The organism is Kitasatospora sp. NPDC028961, from assembly GCF_055564815.1.
Genome location: NZ_JBVHVO010000022.1, coordinates 78892 through 94831, shown reverse-complemented (window position 1 = coordinate 94831; position 15940 = coordinate 78892). Strand labels below are relative to the sequence as shown.

Sequence of the window (15940 nt, the reverse complement as noted above, 5' to 3'; positions counted from 1 at the left end):
GGTGGGCCGGCTGCGCGGTATCAGGCGGTGGCCGGCTGTTCCGCCTTCCCGGCCGGCCGGTCGCTGCCACAGGCCGGCTGCTCGGCGCTCCCCGCCGGCTGCTCCGCGCCGCCGAGGCGGTCGGAGAGCTTGAGGCCGAGCACCCCGCCGATGATCAGGACGAAGGCCGCCGCCTTCCCGGAGTTCATCGACTCGTGGAAGATCACCGAGCCGAGGACGACGGTGCCGACCGAGCCGATCCCGGTCCACACCGTGTAGCCGACCCCGACGTCCAGGGTCTTCAGGGCGAGGCTGAGGAAGAAGATCCCGCCCGCCGCCGCCCCGGCGGTCAGCAGGGACGGGCCCAGCACGGTGAAGCCGTGGGTGGCGTTGGTCGCGAGGGCGAAGACGACCTCGAAGAGCGAGGCGATCAGCAGGTAGATCCAGGCCATGGGAGAACCCCCCGGGTTCGTCGCGGGTAAGTGATTGCATGTATGTGCAAATTGATGTCGACTGGGCAAGAGCATGCATGTACAAGTAACCTGTGTCAATCCGCCCCGCCTGTGCCAGGAGCAGCCCATGGACCCGGAACCCAGCCCCACCAGCGGCGACCCGGACGCCGGGCCGTCGGATTCCCGGATGTGGAGCCGGCTCACCGCACTCCACGCCCACGTCGAGGGCCGGCTCGCCACCGCGCTCCAGCGCCGGCACGGGCTCGGCCTGTCCGAGTACCGCGCCCTCGGCTTCCTCTCCGAGGCCCCCAAGGGCGAGCTGCGCATGCAGGACCTCGCCGCCGTCCTCGGCCTCAACCAGAGTTCGGTCACCCGCCTGGTCGCCCGCCTGCACACCGCGGACTTCACCTACCGGGACCTCTGTCCGGACGACAAGCGCGGCGTCTACACGGTGATCACCGCCGCCGGCCGCGCCCGTCACCAGGAGGCCCGCGCCACCTACGAGAAGACCCTCGGCGCCGCCCTGGACGAGGAGGCCGCCGCCGCGCCCGACCTCGCCCCGCTCCTCGGGACGGCCCGCCGCTCCCTCGGCTGAGCGCACCACCCGGCCGCTCCCGCACCTTCACCCCACTCGCCCCCGCGCGCAGGAAGTCGGCCCGGCCGACTTCCTGCGCGGCCCGGTGCCGAACGCCGGCGGCCCGGTGCCGAACGCCGGCGGCCCGGTGCCGAACGCCGGCGGCCGGGTGCCGAACGCCGGGTACGACGGTGCCGAACGCCGGGCGGTACGGTCGCCGCATGGCAGCTTCGAACCCCGATGTCGCCGTGGTCACCACCACCCACGACGACGAGTCCAAGGCCCGCGCCCTGGCCGCCGCCGCGGTGCGCGAGCGGCTGGCCGCGTGTGCGCAGCTCTACCCGGTCCGGTCGGTCTACCGCTGGGACGGCGAGGTGCGGGAGAGCGCCGAGTGGCGCGTCGACCTCAAGACCCGCGCCGGGCTCACCGCCCGGCTCACCGCGTTCATCACCGAGCACCACGACTACGACACCCCCGAGGTCGTCGCCGTCCCGGTGGTCTCCGGCAGCGGCGACTACCTCGCCTGGGTGGCCGCCGAAACGGGCCCCTGACCGGCCGTCCTCACAGGAGCGGCCCCCGTCGCCGACCGGCGACGGGGGCCACCACACCTACGGTGTGCCGCTACTCACCGCCGCCGAAGCGGGCGGTCCAGGCGGCCAGGTCCTCGTCGGTGATCTTGGCGAACAGCACCGGCGGCACGGTGAACGCGGTGCCCGCCGGCACGAAGTCCAGCGCGCGCGCCTCCTCGGCGCTCACCCACGCGCGGGTGCGGGCCGGGGCGTCGTCGGCGAGCGCGAACGCCTCGCGCATGGCCTGCGCCGCCGCCGGGATGAACGGCTCGGAGACGACGGCGTAGAGGTGGATCAGGTTCATCGCCGTCCGCAGGGTCAGCGCGGCGGCCTCCGGGTCGGTCTTCACCTGGAGCCAGGGCGCCTTCTCGTCCAGGTAGGCGTTGCCGGCGCTCCACAGCGTGCGCAGGCTCTGCGCGGCCTTGCGGAAGTTCAGCGCCTCCAGCTGGGTCTCGTACTCGGCCAGCAGGTCGGCGATCTGCGCGCCCAGCCGCTGCTCCGCCTCGCCCGCCGCGTGCCCGGCCGGGACGTCGTCGCCGAACCGCTTGCGGCTGAAGGAGAGCACGCGGTTCACGAAGTTGCCGAGGGTGTCGGCGAGGTCCTTGTTGACGACCGAGGAGAAGAGGTCCCAGGTGAAGCTGGAGTCGTCCGACTCGGGGGCGTGCGCCATCAGGAAGTAGCGCCAGTAGTCGGCCGGCAGCAGCTCCAGCGCGACGTCGGTGAAGATGCCCCGCTTTTGGCTGGTCGAGAACTTGCCGCCGTAGTACGTCAGCCAGTTGAAGGCCTTGACGTAGTCGACCTTCTTCCACGGCTTGCGCGAGCCGAGCAGGGTGGCCGGGAACATCACCGTGTGGAACGGGACGTTGTCCTTGGCCATGAACTCCGTGTACCGGACGGTGTCGTCGGCCTCGTACCACCAGGACTTCCAGTCCCGGGTCTCGCCGCCGGCCGCCGAGTCCGCCCACTCCTTGGTCGCGCCGATGTACTCGATCGGGGCGTCGAACCAGACGTAGAAGACCTTGCCCGCGGCCGCCAGCTCCGGCCACACGTCGGCCGGCACCGGGACGCCCCACTCCAGGTCACGGGTGATGGCGCGGTCCTGCAGCCCCTCGGTCAGCCACTTGCGGGCGATCGAGGACGCCAGGACGGGCCACTGGTCGCCGTGCGCGTCGACCCACGCCTCGACCTGGTCGGTCAGCTTCGACTGGAGCAGGAAGAGGTGCTTCGTCTCGCGCACCTCCAGGTCCGAACTGCCGCTGATCGCGGAGCGCGGCTCCAGCAGGTCCGTCGGGTCGAGCACCCGGGTGCAGTTCTCGCACTGGTCGCCGCGCGCCTTGTCGTAGCCGCAGTGCGGGCAGGTGCCGACGATGTACCGGTCCGGCAGGAACCGCCCGTCGGTGACCGAGTACACCTGGCGGATCGCCCGCTCCTCGATGAACCCGTTGGCGTGCAGCTCACGGGCGATCTCCTGGGTGATCTCCCGGTTCTGCTGCGAGGAGCTGCGCCCGAAGTGGTCGAACGACAGCCGGAACCCGTCGTAGACGGCCTTCTGCTGGTCGTGCGCCTGCGCGCAGAACTCGGCGACCGGCAGCCCGGCCTCCTGCGCGGCCAGCTCGGCCGGCGTCCCGTGCTCGTCGGTGGCGCAGATGTACAGCACCTCGTGCCCGCGCTGGCGCAGGTACCGGGAGTAGACGTCCGCCGGGAGCATGGACCCGACCATGTTGCCCAGGTGCTTGATCCCGTTGATGTACGGAAGGGCGCTGGTGATCAGGTGCCGAGCCATCCTCGGATGCTCCAATTTCTCCCGCACGCACCCCAGCCCGGAGTGCCGTGACAGGCGCAGGGTCTGGGGGCCGCAACGGAGGCCGCGCCGTAGTCGGCCGGGCTCCGGGCTGCCACACAGAGCGAAGGTCCACTGTGGGCGTGCGCAGTGTATCGAAGCCCGGGCGGCCTCCTCCCGCCCTTTTCACCGCTCGGACGGCGCGCTGCCGCCGTCAGCCCGCGGCCGCCCGGCGGTGCACCTGGACGACCGCGTGCCGGCCGGTGGTGCGCCACGGAGCGCCGGTGGCCTCCAGCCGGGCGAGGGCGGCGGGTTCGACGCCGACGACCACGTCCGACTTGAGGGTCCGCAGCGCCGCGACGGAGGACGGGAAGTGCGCCACCGCGGCCGCGAACGGGGTGGTCGGCGGCCAGAGCCGGTCGCCCACCAGGCGGCGGTAGTTGAGGTCCCCCTTGAAGACCGTCAGGGCCGCCCCGGCGAACTCCTCCCGGAGCCCGGCGGGCAGGTCGTGGAAGGTCAGCGGCGCGCAGAAGAACGCGTCGGCGCGGACGGTGAGTGCACCCGTGCCGAGGGCCCGCCACAGCCGCCGGCCGATCGCCGCCGCCCGGGGCGTGGAGGCTGCCCGCAGGCGCTCGACGGTGGCGAGCAGATCGGCCGGGGTCGCGTCCGACACGAAGTACGGCCGGGGCTTCACGTACAGCGCCACCTCGGTGGCCAGGCCGTTGTCGAGCAGGTGGTCGATCAGCACCAGGTCCGGCAGCAGTTCCCGGCCGGCGTTGTCCGCGACGACGCAGACCCGGCCGCCGCGGGTCCGCTCCAGCTCGGTCCAGAACAGTGCGCTGTCGTCGGCGACCAGCTCGGCGACGGGGCCGTCGTCGGCCGCCGTGAGCCCGAAGCTCAGGTCCGCGCGGTTGCCCCACAGGGCCGACGTCACCAGGGCGCGCGCCCGCTGCCGGGGCGGCAGTTCGCCCAGCGGCTCCAGCGCGGCCAGCTCGTCGTCCACCGCCGGGCCCGCCAGTTCGGCGGCCTTGAACGGGCCGAACGGGTCGATGCCCTGCCAGGCCCCGGGCCGGAAGTAACCGGTGGCGTCGAGCAGGCGGTGGTAGAACCAGTTCTCCGCCCACAGGAACGGCGCCTCGCCCCACGGCCGGCCCCAGAGCCCCTCGCCCCACGCCAGCCACCGCTCCCGGTCGTGGACGCCCGCGCCCGGGGGCGTCAGGACGCCCGTGGTGCTCTCCACCAGCAGCCGCTCCACCGCCGCCCGCTCGGCCGGCCCGTAGGGCAGCGCGTCGAGGACCTGTCCCAGGAGCTTCGGATGCCGCTCGTGGAACACGCCCCAGGGGAACGAGCCGGGGACGTCACTGCGGATCACGGGCGCACTGGTCGGCACGGACGGCTCGTCTCTGTCGGTCGGTCACCACCCCCCGCTCCGGGGCAGCACTCCCAGTATCCGGCCCGACCCCGCCCACCGCCGCTCCGAAAGACCCGGCCTGTACGCCGGGTTCTGTCCCCCTCCGGCCCCTCGCACCCTGCGAGGGGCCGCCGGAACGATTCGTCTAGGCGTGGCCGAAGTGGTCGAACTCGCCGCGCTTGACGCCTTCGAGCCAGAGGACGAACTTCTTCGCCCCCTGCCTCATCCTCTCCGGGCTGGTCACCAATGCCCTGGTGCACGGCGAGGGGCCGCCGACCGTGGTGCTCGAACTCCGGTGCGGGAGGCTGTGGATCGCCGTCGCGGACGCCGGTACCGCCCCCATCCTGCGCCCTCGCCCGGACGACTCGCGTACCAGTGGGCGGGGGCTTGATCTGGTGGGCGTGCTTGCCGATGACTGGGGTGTGAAACTCATCGGGACGTACGGCAGAGCGGTGTGGGCCGCGGTGGCGGTCGGGTGCTGATGGGCGCGTTCCTGCTCGCCGGGCTGCTGGTGTCGGTGCTCTTCGTCGGCGTCGTCGCGCAGCTCATCGCGTACCGTCAGCCGCGTGAAAGGCGCTCCACCAGGCGGGACTTGGCCGGCGGCCACTCGTCCGCCAGCATCGAGAAGTAGGCACTGTCGCGCCAGACCCCGGTGGCGCGGAGCTTTTCGCGCCGGTGGATGCCCTCGAAGGACGCGCCGAGGCGCAGGATCGCGTTGCGGGAGCGGTCGTTGAGCGCGTCCGTCTTCCAGGACACCCGGCCCATCCCCAGGTCCTCGAAGGCGTGGACGAGCATCAGCAGCTTGGCCTCGGTGTTGACGGCCGTGCGCCAGACCGACCGCGCGTACCAGGTGCCGCCGATCTCGACGAGCTCGTTGTCCGCGCTGAAGTCGTAGTACCCGGTGATGCCGACCGCGCGGCCGCTCGCGAGGTCGATCACGGCGAACTTCACGGCGTTCCCTGCCGCCACCTCCGCCAGCCGGACGTCGAGGATCGCGCCCAGCTCCTCCTCCGTCGTCGGGGCGCCGAACGGGATCCAGCGCCAGACGTCCGGGTCGGGGCCGACGGAGGCCCACAGCTCGGCCAGGTGTCCCCGGTTCAGCGGCTCCAGTCGGACGTGGCGGCCGGTCAGGGTGACGGGGGCAGGCAGCTTCGCAGTCATGATCCGAACGTAATGGTGCTCTGCACTAGATGCAAGAGGTTATTGCACTAGTTCAGATGCCCCGAGGCAAGGAGAAGGCCCTGCGGGACGCAGCGTCCCGCAGGGCCCTCTCGCTCACTCCCGGCGGTTCGGACTCAGATGAACGAGTTGATCTCGATCGTCTCGGTCCGGCCCGGGCCGACGCCGATGGCGGAGATCTGCGCGCCCGACATCTCCTCCAGCGCCTTCACGTAGGCCTGCGCGTTCTTCGGCAGGTCGGCGAAGGTCTGGGCCTTGCTGATGTCCTCGGTCCAGCCCGGCAGCGTCTCGTAGATCGGCTTGGCGTGGTGGAAGTCGGACTGGTTGTACGGGAGCTCCTCGACGCGCTTGCCGTCGATCTCGTACGCGACGCAGACCGGGATCTGCTCCCAGCCGGTCAGCACGTCCAGCTTGGTGAGGAAGAAGTCGGTCAGGCCGTTGACCCGGGTCGCGTAGCGCGCGATCACCGCGTCGAACCAGCCGCAGCGCCGGTCGCGGCCGGTGGTCACACCGCGCTCGCCGCCGATCCGGCGCAGCGCCTCGCCGTCGGCGTCCAGCAGCTCGGTCGGGAACGGGCCCGAGCCGACGCGGGTGGTGTACGCCTTCAGGATGCCGATGACCCGGTCGATCTTGGTCGGGCCGATGCCGGCGCCGGTGCAGGCACCGCCGGCGGTCGGGTTCGACGAGGTCACGAAGGGGTACGTGCCGTGGTCGACGTCGAGCAGGGTGCCCTGGCCGCCCTCCAGCAGGACGACCTTGTTGGCCTTCAGCGCCTCGTCGAGCACCAGGGTGGTGTCGGCCAGGAACGGCTTGATCTTGTCCGCGTAGCCGAGGTACTCCTCCAGGACCAGCTCGGCCGGGATGGCGCGGCGGTTGTAGAGCTTCACCAGCAGCTGGTTCTTGTCGTGCAGCGCGGCTTCGATCTTCTGCTGCAGGATCGACTCGTCGAAGAGGTCCTGGACCCGGATGCCGACGCGGTTGATCTTGTCCGCGTAGGTCGGGCCGATGCCGCGGCCGGTGGTGCCGATCCGGCGCTTGCCCAGGAAGCGCTCGGTGACCTTGTCCAGGGTGCGGTGGTACGGCGTGATCAGGTGGGCGTTGCCCGAGATCAGCAGCTTGGAGGTGTCGATGCCGCGCTCGTTCAGCCCGCTGAGCTCGGAGAGCAGCACGCCCGGGTCGATGACGACGCCGTTGCCGATCACCGGCGTCACATTCGGGCTGAGGATGCCGGAAGGCAGCAGGTGCAGGGCATACTTCTGGTCGCCGATGACCACCGTGTGACCGGCGTTGTTGCCGCCCTGGTAGCGAACGACGTAGTCGACGGAGCCGCCGAGGAGGTCGGTCGCCTTCCCCTTGCCCTCGTCCCCCCACTGAGCGCCAACGAGCACGAGTGCCGGCACAGGCGTACACCCCTTCCGGTTGGGGCATCCTGCGAAGGCCGCAGTCTGCCCCGAGATAGACGAAGCCCCTGGCGCAATAGCGCAAGGGGCTCTTGCACCGAGAGATTACCTGAGGAAGGACCGGTCGTGTCGTCCCTGTCCACGCCCGCAACCGGCGGCCACGAACCGCTCCTCCTGCTCCTCGACCCGGCGGCCCGGCAGACCGACGGCGAGTCGGTGCGGATCGCGAGGGACGTCCTGTGCGGAGGGACGGACGCCAAGGTGGCCTACCCGGAGAGCCCTTCCGAACTCGACCGGGTGCTTTCGCACCGGGGCCGCCGCCGACCGGTGGTGATCGGCTCCGACCTCGCGATGCAACGGGTGCTCCAAGCCCTCTACCGCCAGCGTGAGCTGGGTGCGGACCCGGTCGGCATGGTCCCGGTGGGCCGGTCCGACGAGCTGGTGGCGGCCCGCGCGCTCGGTGTGCCGGGCGAGCCGGTGGCGGCCGCGCGGGCGGTGCTCGGCGGCGTGCCGCGCAAGCTGGACCTGCTGGTGGACGACGGTGGCGGAGTGGCGCTCGGCAAGGTGCGGATCTCCGGCAGCGGAGCGCGCCGGATAGCGGGCCGTACGGGTGGCTGGCGTTCGCTATGGGCGAAACTGGCTGCGGCCGAGCAGGGGACCTCACTCACGGTCGAGGCCGGCCGGGGCGAGCACAGCGCGCTGCTCCGGGTCGAGGCGGACGGCCGGCTGCTGGCCGACCTCAATCAGCCGGTCCGGGTGGTCGAGGTGACCCTGCCGGGCGGGGAGGCGATCGGCGGCGTGATGGAGATCGTGGTCCGCACGCCCGGCGCACTGGTGCGCGCCCGGGCGGCGACCCTCGCGGTGACGGGGCGCGGGTTCGGCTACGAGGCGGACGGCCAGCCGGTGGGCCCGGTCCGGGATCGGACCTGGACGGTGCACCCGGGCGCCTGGGGGCTCCTGCTCCCGAGCGGCTGAGGCCGGGGGAGCCCGGGGAAGCCAGGGGAGAGCCGAACCGAGGCCCGAATCGAGGACTGGACCGAGGCCCGAAGGGGCCGAAGCGGAGGGCCGAAGACGGCCCCGCGAGGCCCGGCGGCCCCGCCCGGCCCCCTGGGTGAGCAGGCTCACGTTGCCCGCCGTTAACCTCCGGGCCGTCCGCGGGCGGAAAGGCCCCAACGGGCGCGACCCACAAGGCCAAGCGCCCCTCGACCGAATTCCGTGCCCTCGAAATCCGCCCCCGGTAAGGGGTTTTGTCTACGCGCGTTGCCGAGCGATCGCCCAAGAATCCGCGCCGCCCTGGTTCCGGAAGCCTGTGCCAACTGCCCTAGACTCGAAGGCGTGCCACGTGGTGACGGAAGACTCAACCACGATCTTCTTCCCGGTGAGAAAGGCCCCCAGGACGCTTGCGGCGTCTTCGGTGTCTGGGCTCCCGGCGAGGAGGTCGCCAAGCTCACGTTCTTCGGCCTTTACGCCCTGCAGCACCGCGGTCAGGAATCCGCGGGCATCGCAGTGAGCAACGGCTCCCAGATTCTCGTCTTCAAGGACATGGGACTCGTCTCCCAGGTCTTCGACGAGGCCTCCCTGGGGTCGTTGCACGGGCATATCGCCGTCGGACACGCCCGCTACTCGACCACCGGTTCCTCGGTCTGGGAGAACGCCCAGCCGACCTTCCGCGCGACCGTTCACGGTTCGCTGGCCCTCGGGCACAACGGAAACCTGGTGAACACCGCCGAACTGGCGGCCATGGTCGCCGAACTGCCCGGTGAGGAGCACGTCTCCCGCTCGGGCCGGTCCGCCGCGACCAACGACACCGACCTGGTGACCGCCCTCCTCGCGGGCCACCCGGACCTCTCCATCGAGGAGACGGCCAAGCTCGTCCTGCCCAAGGTCAAGGGCGCGTTCTCGCTCGTCTTCATGGACGAGCACACGCTCTACGCCGCCCGCGACCCGCAGGGCATCCGCCCGCTGGTGCTCGGCCGGCTGGAGCGCGGCTGGGTGGTCGCCTCCGAGACGGCGGCGCTGGACATCTGCGGCGCCTCCTTCATCCGCGAGGTCGAGCCCGGCGAACTCATCGCCATCGACGAGAACGGCATGCGGACCTCCCGCTTCGCCGAGGCCAAGCCCAAGGGCTGCGTCTTCGAGTACGTCTACCTGGCCCGCCCCGACACCTCCATCGCCGGCCGCAACGTGCACCTCTCCCGCGTGGAGATGGGTCGCAGGCTGGCCGCCGAGGCGCCCGTCGAGGCCGACCTGGTGATAGCGACCCCGGAGTCCGGCACCCCGGCCGCCATCGGCTACGCCGAGGCCAGCGGGATCCCGTACGGCTCGGGCCTGGTGAAGAACGCCTACGTGGGCCGCACCTTCATCCAGCCCAGCCAGACCATCCGCCAGCTCGGCATCCGGCTGAAGCTCAACCCGCTGCGCGAGGTCATCCAGGGCAAGCGCCTGGTGGTCGTGGACGACTCGATCGTCCGCGGCAACACCCAGCGCGCGCTGGTGAAGATGCTCCGTGAGGCCGGCGCGGCCGAGGTCCACATCCGGATCTCCTCGCCGCCGGTCAAGTGGCCCTGCTTCTTCGGCATCGACTTCGCCACCCGCGCGGAGCTGATCGCCAACGGCATGACCATCGAGGAGATCGGCCGCACGCTCGGTGCGGACTCGCTCTCCTACATCTCGATCGACGGCATGATCGAGGCCACCAAGCAGCCGAAGGACCGGCTCTGCCGGGCCTGCTTCGACGGCGAGTACCCGATGGAGCTGCCCGACCCGGCGCTGCTCGGGAAGCTCCTGCTGGAGGCCGAGATCAAGGGCGGCCAGCAGCCGCCCGCGGTCCGCGGCAAGCCGACCAGCGGCAGCGACCTGGACGGCGTCCAGTCCCTGCTCGGCGGAGCGGGCGCGGCCGACGCCCTGCGCCGCCCGTAACGACCTGACGGTGGGGTCCCGGAACCCGGGGCCCCACCGCTGTTCCAACCCCCACTGACCCGAAAGGGCCGCACCGCAGTGACCACGAACCAGAACGGCGCCACCTACGCCGCCGCCGGCGTCGACATCGAGGCGGGCGACCGCGCCGTCGAGCTCATGAAGCAGTGGGTGAAGAAGGCCAGCCGCCCCGAGGTGGTCGGCGGCATCGGCGGTTTCGCCGGGCTCTTCGACGCGTCCGCCTTCAAGCGCTACGAGCGGCCGCTGCTGGCCTCGGCCACCGACGGCGTGGGGACGAAGGTCGCCATCGCCGCCGCCATGGACAAGCACGACACCATCGGCCACGACCTGGTCGGCATGGTCGTCGACGACCTGGTGGTCTGCGGCGCCGAGCCGCTGTTCATGACCGACTACATCTGCGTCGGCAAGGTCGTGCCGGAGCGGGTCGCCGCGATCGTCAAGGGCATCGCGGAGGGCTGCGCGCTGGCCGGCTGCGCCCTGGTCGGCGGCGAGACCGCCGAGCACCCGGGCCTGCTCGGCCCGGACGAGTACGACGTGGCGGGCGCCGGCACCGGTGTGGTCGAGGCGGACGCCCTGCTGGGCGCCGACCGCGTCCGCGCGGGCGACGTGGTGATCGCGATGGCCGCCTCCGGCCTGCACTCCAACGGCTACTCGCTGGTGCGCCACGTGCTGCTGAACGAGGCCGGCTGGAAGCTGGACCGCAAGGTCGAGGAGTTCGGCCGCACGCTCGGCGAGGAGCTGCTGGAGCCGACCCGGATCTACTCGCTGGACTGCCTGGCGCTCACCCGGGCCACCGAGGTGCACGCCTTCTCACACGTGACCGGCGGCGGCCTGGCGGCCAACCTGGCACGGGTGATCCCGGACGGCCTGCACGCCCGCCTGGACCGCGGTACCTGGACGCCGCTGCCGGTGTTCCAGACCGTCGCCGAGGTCGGCAAGGTGGCCACCCTGGAGATCGAGAAGACCCTGAACATGGGCGTCGGCATGGTCGCGGTCGTCCCGCCGCACTCGGTGGACGTCGTGCTGTCGATCCTGGAGGACCGCGGCGTCGAGTCCTGGCTGCTCGGCGACATCGTCGAGCGCTCCGGCGAGCACGAGGGCGGCGCGGCGCTCTACAACGCCTACGAGGCCTTCACCGCGGGCTGAGCGGCATGACGAAGGGCCCCTCCGGCGGGAGACCGCGGGAGGGGCCCTTCGCGTGTCCGGGGAGCCGTGACGGGACCGGCGGGGCCGGAGCGGAGCGCCCGCACCCAGGGAACGCCGAAAACCGGCCCGGCGCTCTGGGCGCGCGGGCCGGTCAGGCCAGACTGTGACTACGCGCGGCGGCGGGCCTGCGAAGGCCCGGTCCCCGACGTGCTGTCATCGTCCTCGTCGTCGTCGGCGTACCGAGCCGCGTATTCCGCGTAGGGGTCGTCGTCCTCTTCTTCCTCGATCGGCTCAGGCTCGATCGAGGCGGTAGAGGGCGATACGCCCAGCTCGTTGGACAGACGATTGGCGTCGAACCCGCCGCTGTTGTACTTCAGCTCGCGGGCGACCTTCGTCTGCTTGGCCTTGGCCCGGCCGCGCCCCATGGGTCGACCCCCTCAACGATGGGGCTCACGGCCCCGAGTCTGACACGTGTTCATGATCAAGAGCGGCCCGCCCGAATGGGGAGAACCGTCCCTTGGAGCATTAACGGTACCTGTTTCTGCCGCTGGACGGTACGTCGTCGGTGTGACGTGGCGCGCACCGGCCGCACCCGAGACCAGGTCTTCCCAGGTCACGGGAGGTTTTGCGGCAGTTTGCGCGCTGTCCGGAGGTAGCTGAGGTCCGTCGTTCCGGGATCGATTATCCCCCCAAGGGGGGTGGTGGATCACCCGATCGGGCGCAGAAGTGAGAATCCGGTTCCACATCGTGATGCGCGCGGGACGAGTCGTCCCGGGCCCCCGCGGCGGGGCCGGGAGGGCTCTCGGGGCCCCGCCGCGGGCCGGAGACGGAGGAGCCGCCCCCCGGTGCGTCACGGAGTCCGCGACGCGCCGGGGAGCGGCTCCGGCCGCTCGGGGTCAGCCCCGGCGGGCACCCGGCAGCAGCACCGAGCGGAGCGCGCTGATCTCGCGCATCCGCTTCTCGGCGAGCCGGTCGGCGGCGACGGCCGGCGGCACGCCGTCGGCGGCGGCCCGGGTGAAGATCTCCAGGGTGGTGTCGAAGATCCGGGTGGCCTTGTTCTTGGCCCGGTCGAAGTTGAAGCCCTCGATCTCGTCGGCGACCTGGATCACGCCACCGGAGTTCACCAGGTAGTCCGGGGCGTAGAGGATGCCGCGGTCGGCCAGGTCCTTCTCGACGCCGGGGTGGGCGAGCTGGTTGTTGGCCGCGCCGCACACGACGGAGGTGCCGAACTCGCCGAGGGTGCCCACGGTGTCGTCGGTGAGGGCGCCGCCGAGGGCGCAGGGGGCGTAGACGTCCAGCTTGCTCTGGAGCAGGGCGGCGCTGTCGGCCACCACCTCGACCTCCGGGTGAGCGGCGCGCACGCGGTTCACGGCGGCCTCGGAGACGTCGGTGATGACGACGGTGGCGCCGTCCGCGACCAGGTGGCCGACCAGGTAGTGGCCGACCTTGCCGACGCCGGCCACACCGACCCGCTTGCCGCGCAGGGTGGGCTGGCCCCAGCGGGCCTGGGCGCTGGCGCGCATGCCCTGGAAGACGCCGAAGGCGGTCAGGATGGAGGAGTCGCCGGCGCCGCCGTTCTCGGGCGAGCGGCCGGTGACGAACCCGGTCTCGCGGGCGATGACGTCCATGTCCTGCACGTAGGTGCCGACGTCGCAGGCGGTGATGTAGCGCCCGCGCAGGGACTCGACGAAGCGGCCGTAGGCCCGCAGCATCGCCTCGTTCTTGTCCTTGTTCGGGTCGCCGATGATGACGGCCTTGCCGCCGCCGAGGTCGAGCCCGGCCAGCGCGTTCTTGTACGACATGCCGCGCGAGAGGTTCAGCGCGTCCTCCAGGGCCGCTTCCTCCGAGGCGTACGGGAAGAAGCGGGTGCCGCCGAGGGCCGGGCCCAGGGCGGTGGAGTGGATGGCGATGATGGCCTTGAGGCCGGAGCTGCGGTCGTGGCAGAGGACGACCTGCTCGTGGCCGTCGCCGGGAGCGGCGCCGTCCTGTTCGGTACGGAAGATCCTGCTGAGCACTCCGGGTGCGGGGTACGCGGCGGATGCGGTCTGTACGTCGGTCACTGTGGTGACTCCAGTATCCGAGGCCCGCTGCTGTGGTGCGGGCGCCTAAGGCGAAGCGTAGTCGCGCGGTCGTCCTCGATCTGCCCTCTTGTACGAGCTTGCGCGGGTTGTCCGCCTACTGAGACGGGGGCGGGCGGAGCGCGTTCCCGAACGGCTCCCGGCCGAAGGCCTCCCGGGCGGGGGCCGGTGCGTGCGACGATGCAGAACGTGACCGTCGTGCGCACCTCCGTACTGCCGCCCTACGCCGCCCACCTGCGGGTCTACGAGCCGCTGGCCGCCTACCCGGAGCCCGAGCGCGCGCGCTGGCAGGCCTACGCCGCGGCGCACGGGCCGGATGCCGCGGAGGCCGGCCGTCCGGTCGCGGCGGCGGCGCTGGAGGAGCAGCGGGCGGCACTGGCGGAGCTGGTCGGCCGCACCCCCCGCGCCCTGCCGGAGCGGGAGAGCGAGCGGGCCTTCGTGCGGTCGGTGGACGGGGTGCTGTACGTCTGCCCCTGGGCGACCCGGCTGCGCACCTGGCAGGCGCTGGACGAGCTGCGGGCGGCGGCGCCGGTGGCGCTGCTGGACACCGCGCTGCCGCCGGCCACCCGGGCGGCCGCCGAGGCGGACCGGGAGCGCTGGCGGGCCGAGCACCCGGACGCCCGGCCGTGGATCGTGACCAGCCGGTGGGAGGTGCCGGTGCGCTGGTTCCTGCCGTTCGGGGAGGAGGACCGCTGCTTCGTGCCGGCGGGCGGCCCGGGCGAGGCGGGCGGGACGGGCGATCAGGAGCCGGCCGGGGGCGCGGCGGAGCCCGGTGGGGCGGCGGGCGGCGCCGGGTTCGACCGTGCGGAGAAGGGGGAGCAGGCGGCGCTGTTCTACCTGACGCCGATGGCGCAGGCGCGCCGCCGGGTGGCCCGGGCCTACCGGGCGCTGCGCGAGGCCGTGCCGGAGGGGGACCTGGTGCGCGGGGCGGAGCTGGTGGGGCGGTGGCTGGAGGAGTTCCACCCGCGTTCCCTGGTGGAGCTGGACTACGGGGGGCTGGTGCACCTGCTGGGGCCGGAGCAGTTGCTGGCGGACCGTTCGGCGGGGGAGCTGGAGGACGGGCTGCGGGCGCTGCGGGCCGGCGAGGCGGCGGAGGCGCTGCGGGTGTACGAGGAACTGACGGTGCGCTGGCGGCGGGTCCTGGCACTGCGGTACGCGAACTGAGTCAGCGGGTAGGGGAGGGGGGTCGGTCCGGCCCGGGGGAGGCGTCGGAGGGCCGCGGGGAGGGGTGCGAGGTGCCGCGGGGGCCCGGTCGACGGGGCGTCAGTGCTGGCGGGGCGGGGTGTCGGTGGTACTTGTAAGACTGGAAGAGTCCTACGGCCCGAGCCGTATGACCAAGGTCCTGGTTCGGGTCAATAGCTATCGAACGTGACACTACTCACCGTTGACGCGAACTTACCCCTATGTGCAAAAATGGGACAACCAGCCCAACTTCACATGAGCGTGCCCACTTTTGGGTGGTTCTGGAACCGATGCGTACCTTGCGAGGAAACAGCGGGTCTGGTCTCCTCGTAACCGGATGTCACTATAAGGTGACTGCCCGTTATGGGGTGGTCCATCGCCATCCGTCAGCCTTGAACCCGTGAGGGGTCAATTTTGGCGGTTTGGTCGATAGGGCTGGACGGATGGTGTAGTTGTAGACACCAGGACAAGCCGTTCGTCCTATAACCGACTCGGCCCGTCTATGCCATTTCGGGCATCGCGGGCCAAGGTGCAGAATTTGAAGGATAGAACCGCCCTGGTTCGGTTCTCCCGAGGAGGCCGCTCATGACCGCTCGTACCCCTGATGCTGAACCCCTGCTGACGCCGGCAGAGGTCGCCACCATGTTCCGCGTGGACCCGAAGACGGTTACCCGCTGGGCCAAGGCAGGCAAGCTCACGTCCATTCGCACGCTTGGCGGGCACCGTCGTTACCGCGAGGCGGAGGTGCGCGCCCTGCTGGCCGGTATTCCCGCCCAGCGAACCGAGGCCTGATAGGCCGAAGGCTCTTTCAAAGGGGCTGCTTACCGGACTCCGCCGGGTCCGGTAAGCAGCCCCTTTGCATGCCTGCGGGCGCTCCCGGAGATCGTGCCGGGCGGCCGGAATGTTGAACTCCGGATAACGATTTGAGGCCCCTGGGGCGGGGGGGATATACAGTTCATAGCTGTGCAATTTTACATATTAAATTGGCACCCCTGGGGAAGGGGTGCCATGTGTCCGGTCTCGGGAAAAGATAAGTGACGACGATCACGCGGGTCGTTGCTTGTGGTCTAGACCTAGTCCGGGGTAGGGATCCCTCCCGGGGCAAACGCGAGAGGCCCGGAACCAAACGGTTCCGGGCCTCTCGGCTACGGCGATCCTGACGGGACTTGAACCCGCGACCTCCACCTTGACAGGGTGGCGAGCTAACCAACTGCTCCACAGGACCAGAGTGTTCTGATCTTGTTCACTCGCTT

Annotated in this window: 14 protein-coding genes and 1 tRNA gene; 7 read left to right on the top strand and 8 right to left on the bottom strand. The window is 71.3% G+C overall.

Annotation, left to right across the window (positions count from 1 at the left end):
* Positions 1–20: 20 nt before the first annotated feature.
* Positions 21–431: a DMT family transporter gene (locus tag ACZ4UX_RS28370; RefSeq protein ID WP_465708769.1), complete on the bottom strand. Its 411-nt coding sequence runs from the start codon at positions 429–431 to the stop codon at positions 21–23.
* 127 nt (positions 432–558) lie between these two features.
* Here ACZ4UX_RS28370 and ACZ4UX_RS28365 point away from each other — a divergent pair, with 127 nt between their 5' ends.
* Both ACZ4UX_RS28365 and cutA read left to right on the top strand, forming a co-directional pair.
* A complete protein-coding gene (locus ACZ4UX_RS28365; RefSeq protein ID WP_465708768.1) occupies positions 559–1026 on the top strand; it encodes a MarR family winged helix-turn-helix transcriptional regulator in 468 nt (155 codons plus the stop codon).
* Positions 1027–1226: 200 nt separating this feature from the next.
* Positions 1227–1556, top strand: coding sequence for a divalent-cation tolerance protein CutA (gene cutA, locus ACZ4UX_RS28360; RefSeq protein WP_465708767.1), 330 nt, complete (start codon positions 1227–1229; stop codon positions 1554–1556).
* A 70-nt stretch (positions 1557–1626) separates the two neighbouring features.
* On the opposite strand, the gene metG is transcribed toward cutA, so the two are convergent.
* From metG to ACZ4UX_RS28340, 4 genes are all read right to left on the bottom strand, one after another.
* Positions 1627–3357, bottom strand: coding sequence for a methionine--tRNA ligase (gene metG, locus ACZ4UX_RS28355; protein WP_465708766.1), 1731 nt, complete (start codon positions 3355–3357; stop codon positions 1627–1629).
* A gap of 211 nt (positions 3358–3568) precedes the next feature.
* Complete coding sequence (locus ACZ4UX_RS28350; RefSeq protein WP_465708765.1) at positions 3569–4726, bottom strand: damage-control phosphatase ARMT1 family protein; 1158 nt, start codon at positions 4724–4726, stop codon at positions 3569–3571.
* Between the two features lie 597 nt (positions 4727–5323).
* Complete coding sequence (locus ACZ4UX_RS28345; protein WP_465708764.1) at positions 5324–5926, bottom strand: GNAT family N-acetyltransferase; 603 nt, start codon at positions 5924–5926, stop codon at positions 5324–5326.
* Positions 5927–6060: 134 nt separating this feature from the next.
* Entirely contained in the window at positions 6061–7344 is a 1284-nt protein-coding gene (locus ACZ4UX_RS28340; RefSeq protein ID WP_352291206.1) for an adenylosuccinate synthase, read from the bottom strand.
* 126 nt (positions 7345–7470) lie between these two features.
* Between ACZ4UX_RS28340 and ACZ4UX_RS28335 the strand changes: the two genes are divergently transcribed.
* The 3 genes from ACZ4UX_RS28335 to purM all read left to right on the top strand — a co-directional run bounded on the left by ACZ4UX_RS28335 (position 7471) and on the right by purM (position 11427).
* Complete coding sequence (locus ACZ4UX_RS28335) at positions 7471–8319, top strand: diacylglycerol kinase family protein (RefSeq protein ID WP_465708763.1); 849 nt, start codon at positions 7471–7473, stop codon at positions 8317–8319.
* A 360-nt stretch (positions 8320–8679) separates the two neighbouring features.
* A complete protein-coding gene (gene purF, locus ACZ4UX_RS28330) occupies positions 8680–10263 on the top strand; it encodes an amidophosphoribosyltransferase (protein ID WP_329489013.1) in 1584 nt (527 codons plus the stop codon).
* Positions 10264–10341: 78 nt separating this feature from the next.
* The gene (purM, locus tag ACZ4UX_RS28325; protein ID WP_329489014.1) at positions 10342–11427 is read left to right on the top strand and encodes a phosphoribosylformylglycinamidine cyclo-ligase; all 1086 of its coding nucleotides are present in this window, start codon (positions 10342–10344) and stop codon (positions 11425–11427) included.
* 167 nt (positions 11428–11594) lie between these two features.
* On the opposite strand, the gene ACZ4UX_RS28320 is transcribed toward purM, so the two are convergent.
* On the bottom strand, positions 11595–11852 hold the full coding sequence (locus ACZ4UX_RS28320; protein WP_329489015.1) for a DUF3073 domain-containing protein: 258 nt from the start codon (positions 11850–11852) through the stop codon (positions 11595–11597).
* A 471-nt stretch (positions 11853–12323) separates the two neighbouring features.
* Positions 12324–13487, bottom strand: coding sequence for a Glu/Leu/Phe/Val dehydrogenase dimerization domain-containing protein (locus tag ACZ4UX_RS28315; protein ID WP_380388310.1), 1164 nt, complete (start codon positions 13485–13487; stop codon positions 12324–12326).
* Between the two features lie 207 nt (positions 13488–13694).
* Between ACZ4UX_RS28315 and ACZ4UX_RS28310 the strand changes: the two genes are divergently transcribed.
* A complete protein-coding gene (locus ACZ4UX_RS28310; RefSeq protein WP_465708762.1) occupies positions 13695–14669 on the top strand; it encodes a DUF8083 family protein in 975 nt (324 codons plus the stop codon).
* Between the two features lie 603 nt (positions 14670–15272).
* Positions 15273–15479, top strand: coding sequence for a developmental transcriptional regulator BldC (gene bldC, locus ACZ4UX_RS28305; RefSeq protein WP_014137253.1), 207 nt, complete (start codon positions 15273–15275; stop codon positions 15477–15479).
* Between the two features lie 359 nt (positions 15480–15838).
* On the opposite strand, the gene ACZ4UX_RS28300 is transcribed toward bldC, so the two are convergent.
* A tRNA-Asp gene (locus ACZ4UX_RS28300) sits at positions 15839–15912 on the bottom strand.
* Positions 15913–15940 lie beyond the last annotated feature (28 nt).

Excerpts from the sequence above, each read along its gene's own strand:
- ACZ4UX_RS28370 (WP_465708769.1), bottom strand. The coding sequence starts at position 431 with ATGGCCTGGATCTACCTGCTGATCGCCTCGCTCTTCGAGGTCGTCTTC.
- ACZ4UX_RS28365 (WP_465708768.1), top strand. The coding sequence starts at position 559 with ATGGACCCGGAACCCAGCCCCACCAGCGGCGACCCGGACGCCGGGCCG.
- cutA (WP_465708767.1), top strand. The coding sequence starts at position 1,227 with ATGGCAGCTTCGAACCCCGATGTCGCCGTGGTCACCACCACCCACGAC.
- metG (WP_465708766.1), bottom strand. The coding sequence starts at position 3,357 with ATGGCTCGGCACCTGATCACCAGCGCCCTTCCGTACATCAACGGGATC.
- ACZ4UX_RS28345 (WP_465708764.1), bottom strand. The coding sequence starts at position 5,926 with ATGACTGCGAAGCTGCCTGCCCCCGTCACCCTGACCGGCCGCCACGTC.
- ACZ4UX_RS28320 (WP_329489015.1), bottom strand. The coding sequence starts at position 11,852 with ATGGGGCGCGGCCGGGCCAAGGCCAAGCAGACGAAGGTCGCCCGCGAG.
- bldC (WP_014137253.1), top strand. The coding sequence starts at position 15,273 with ATGACCGCTCGTACCCCTGATGCTGAACCCCTGCTGACGCCGGCAGAG.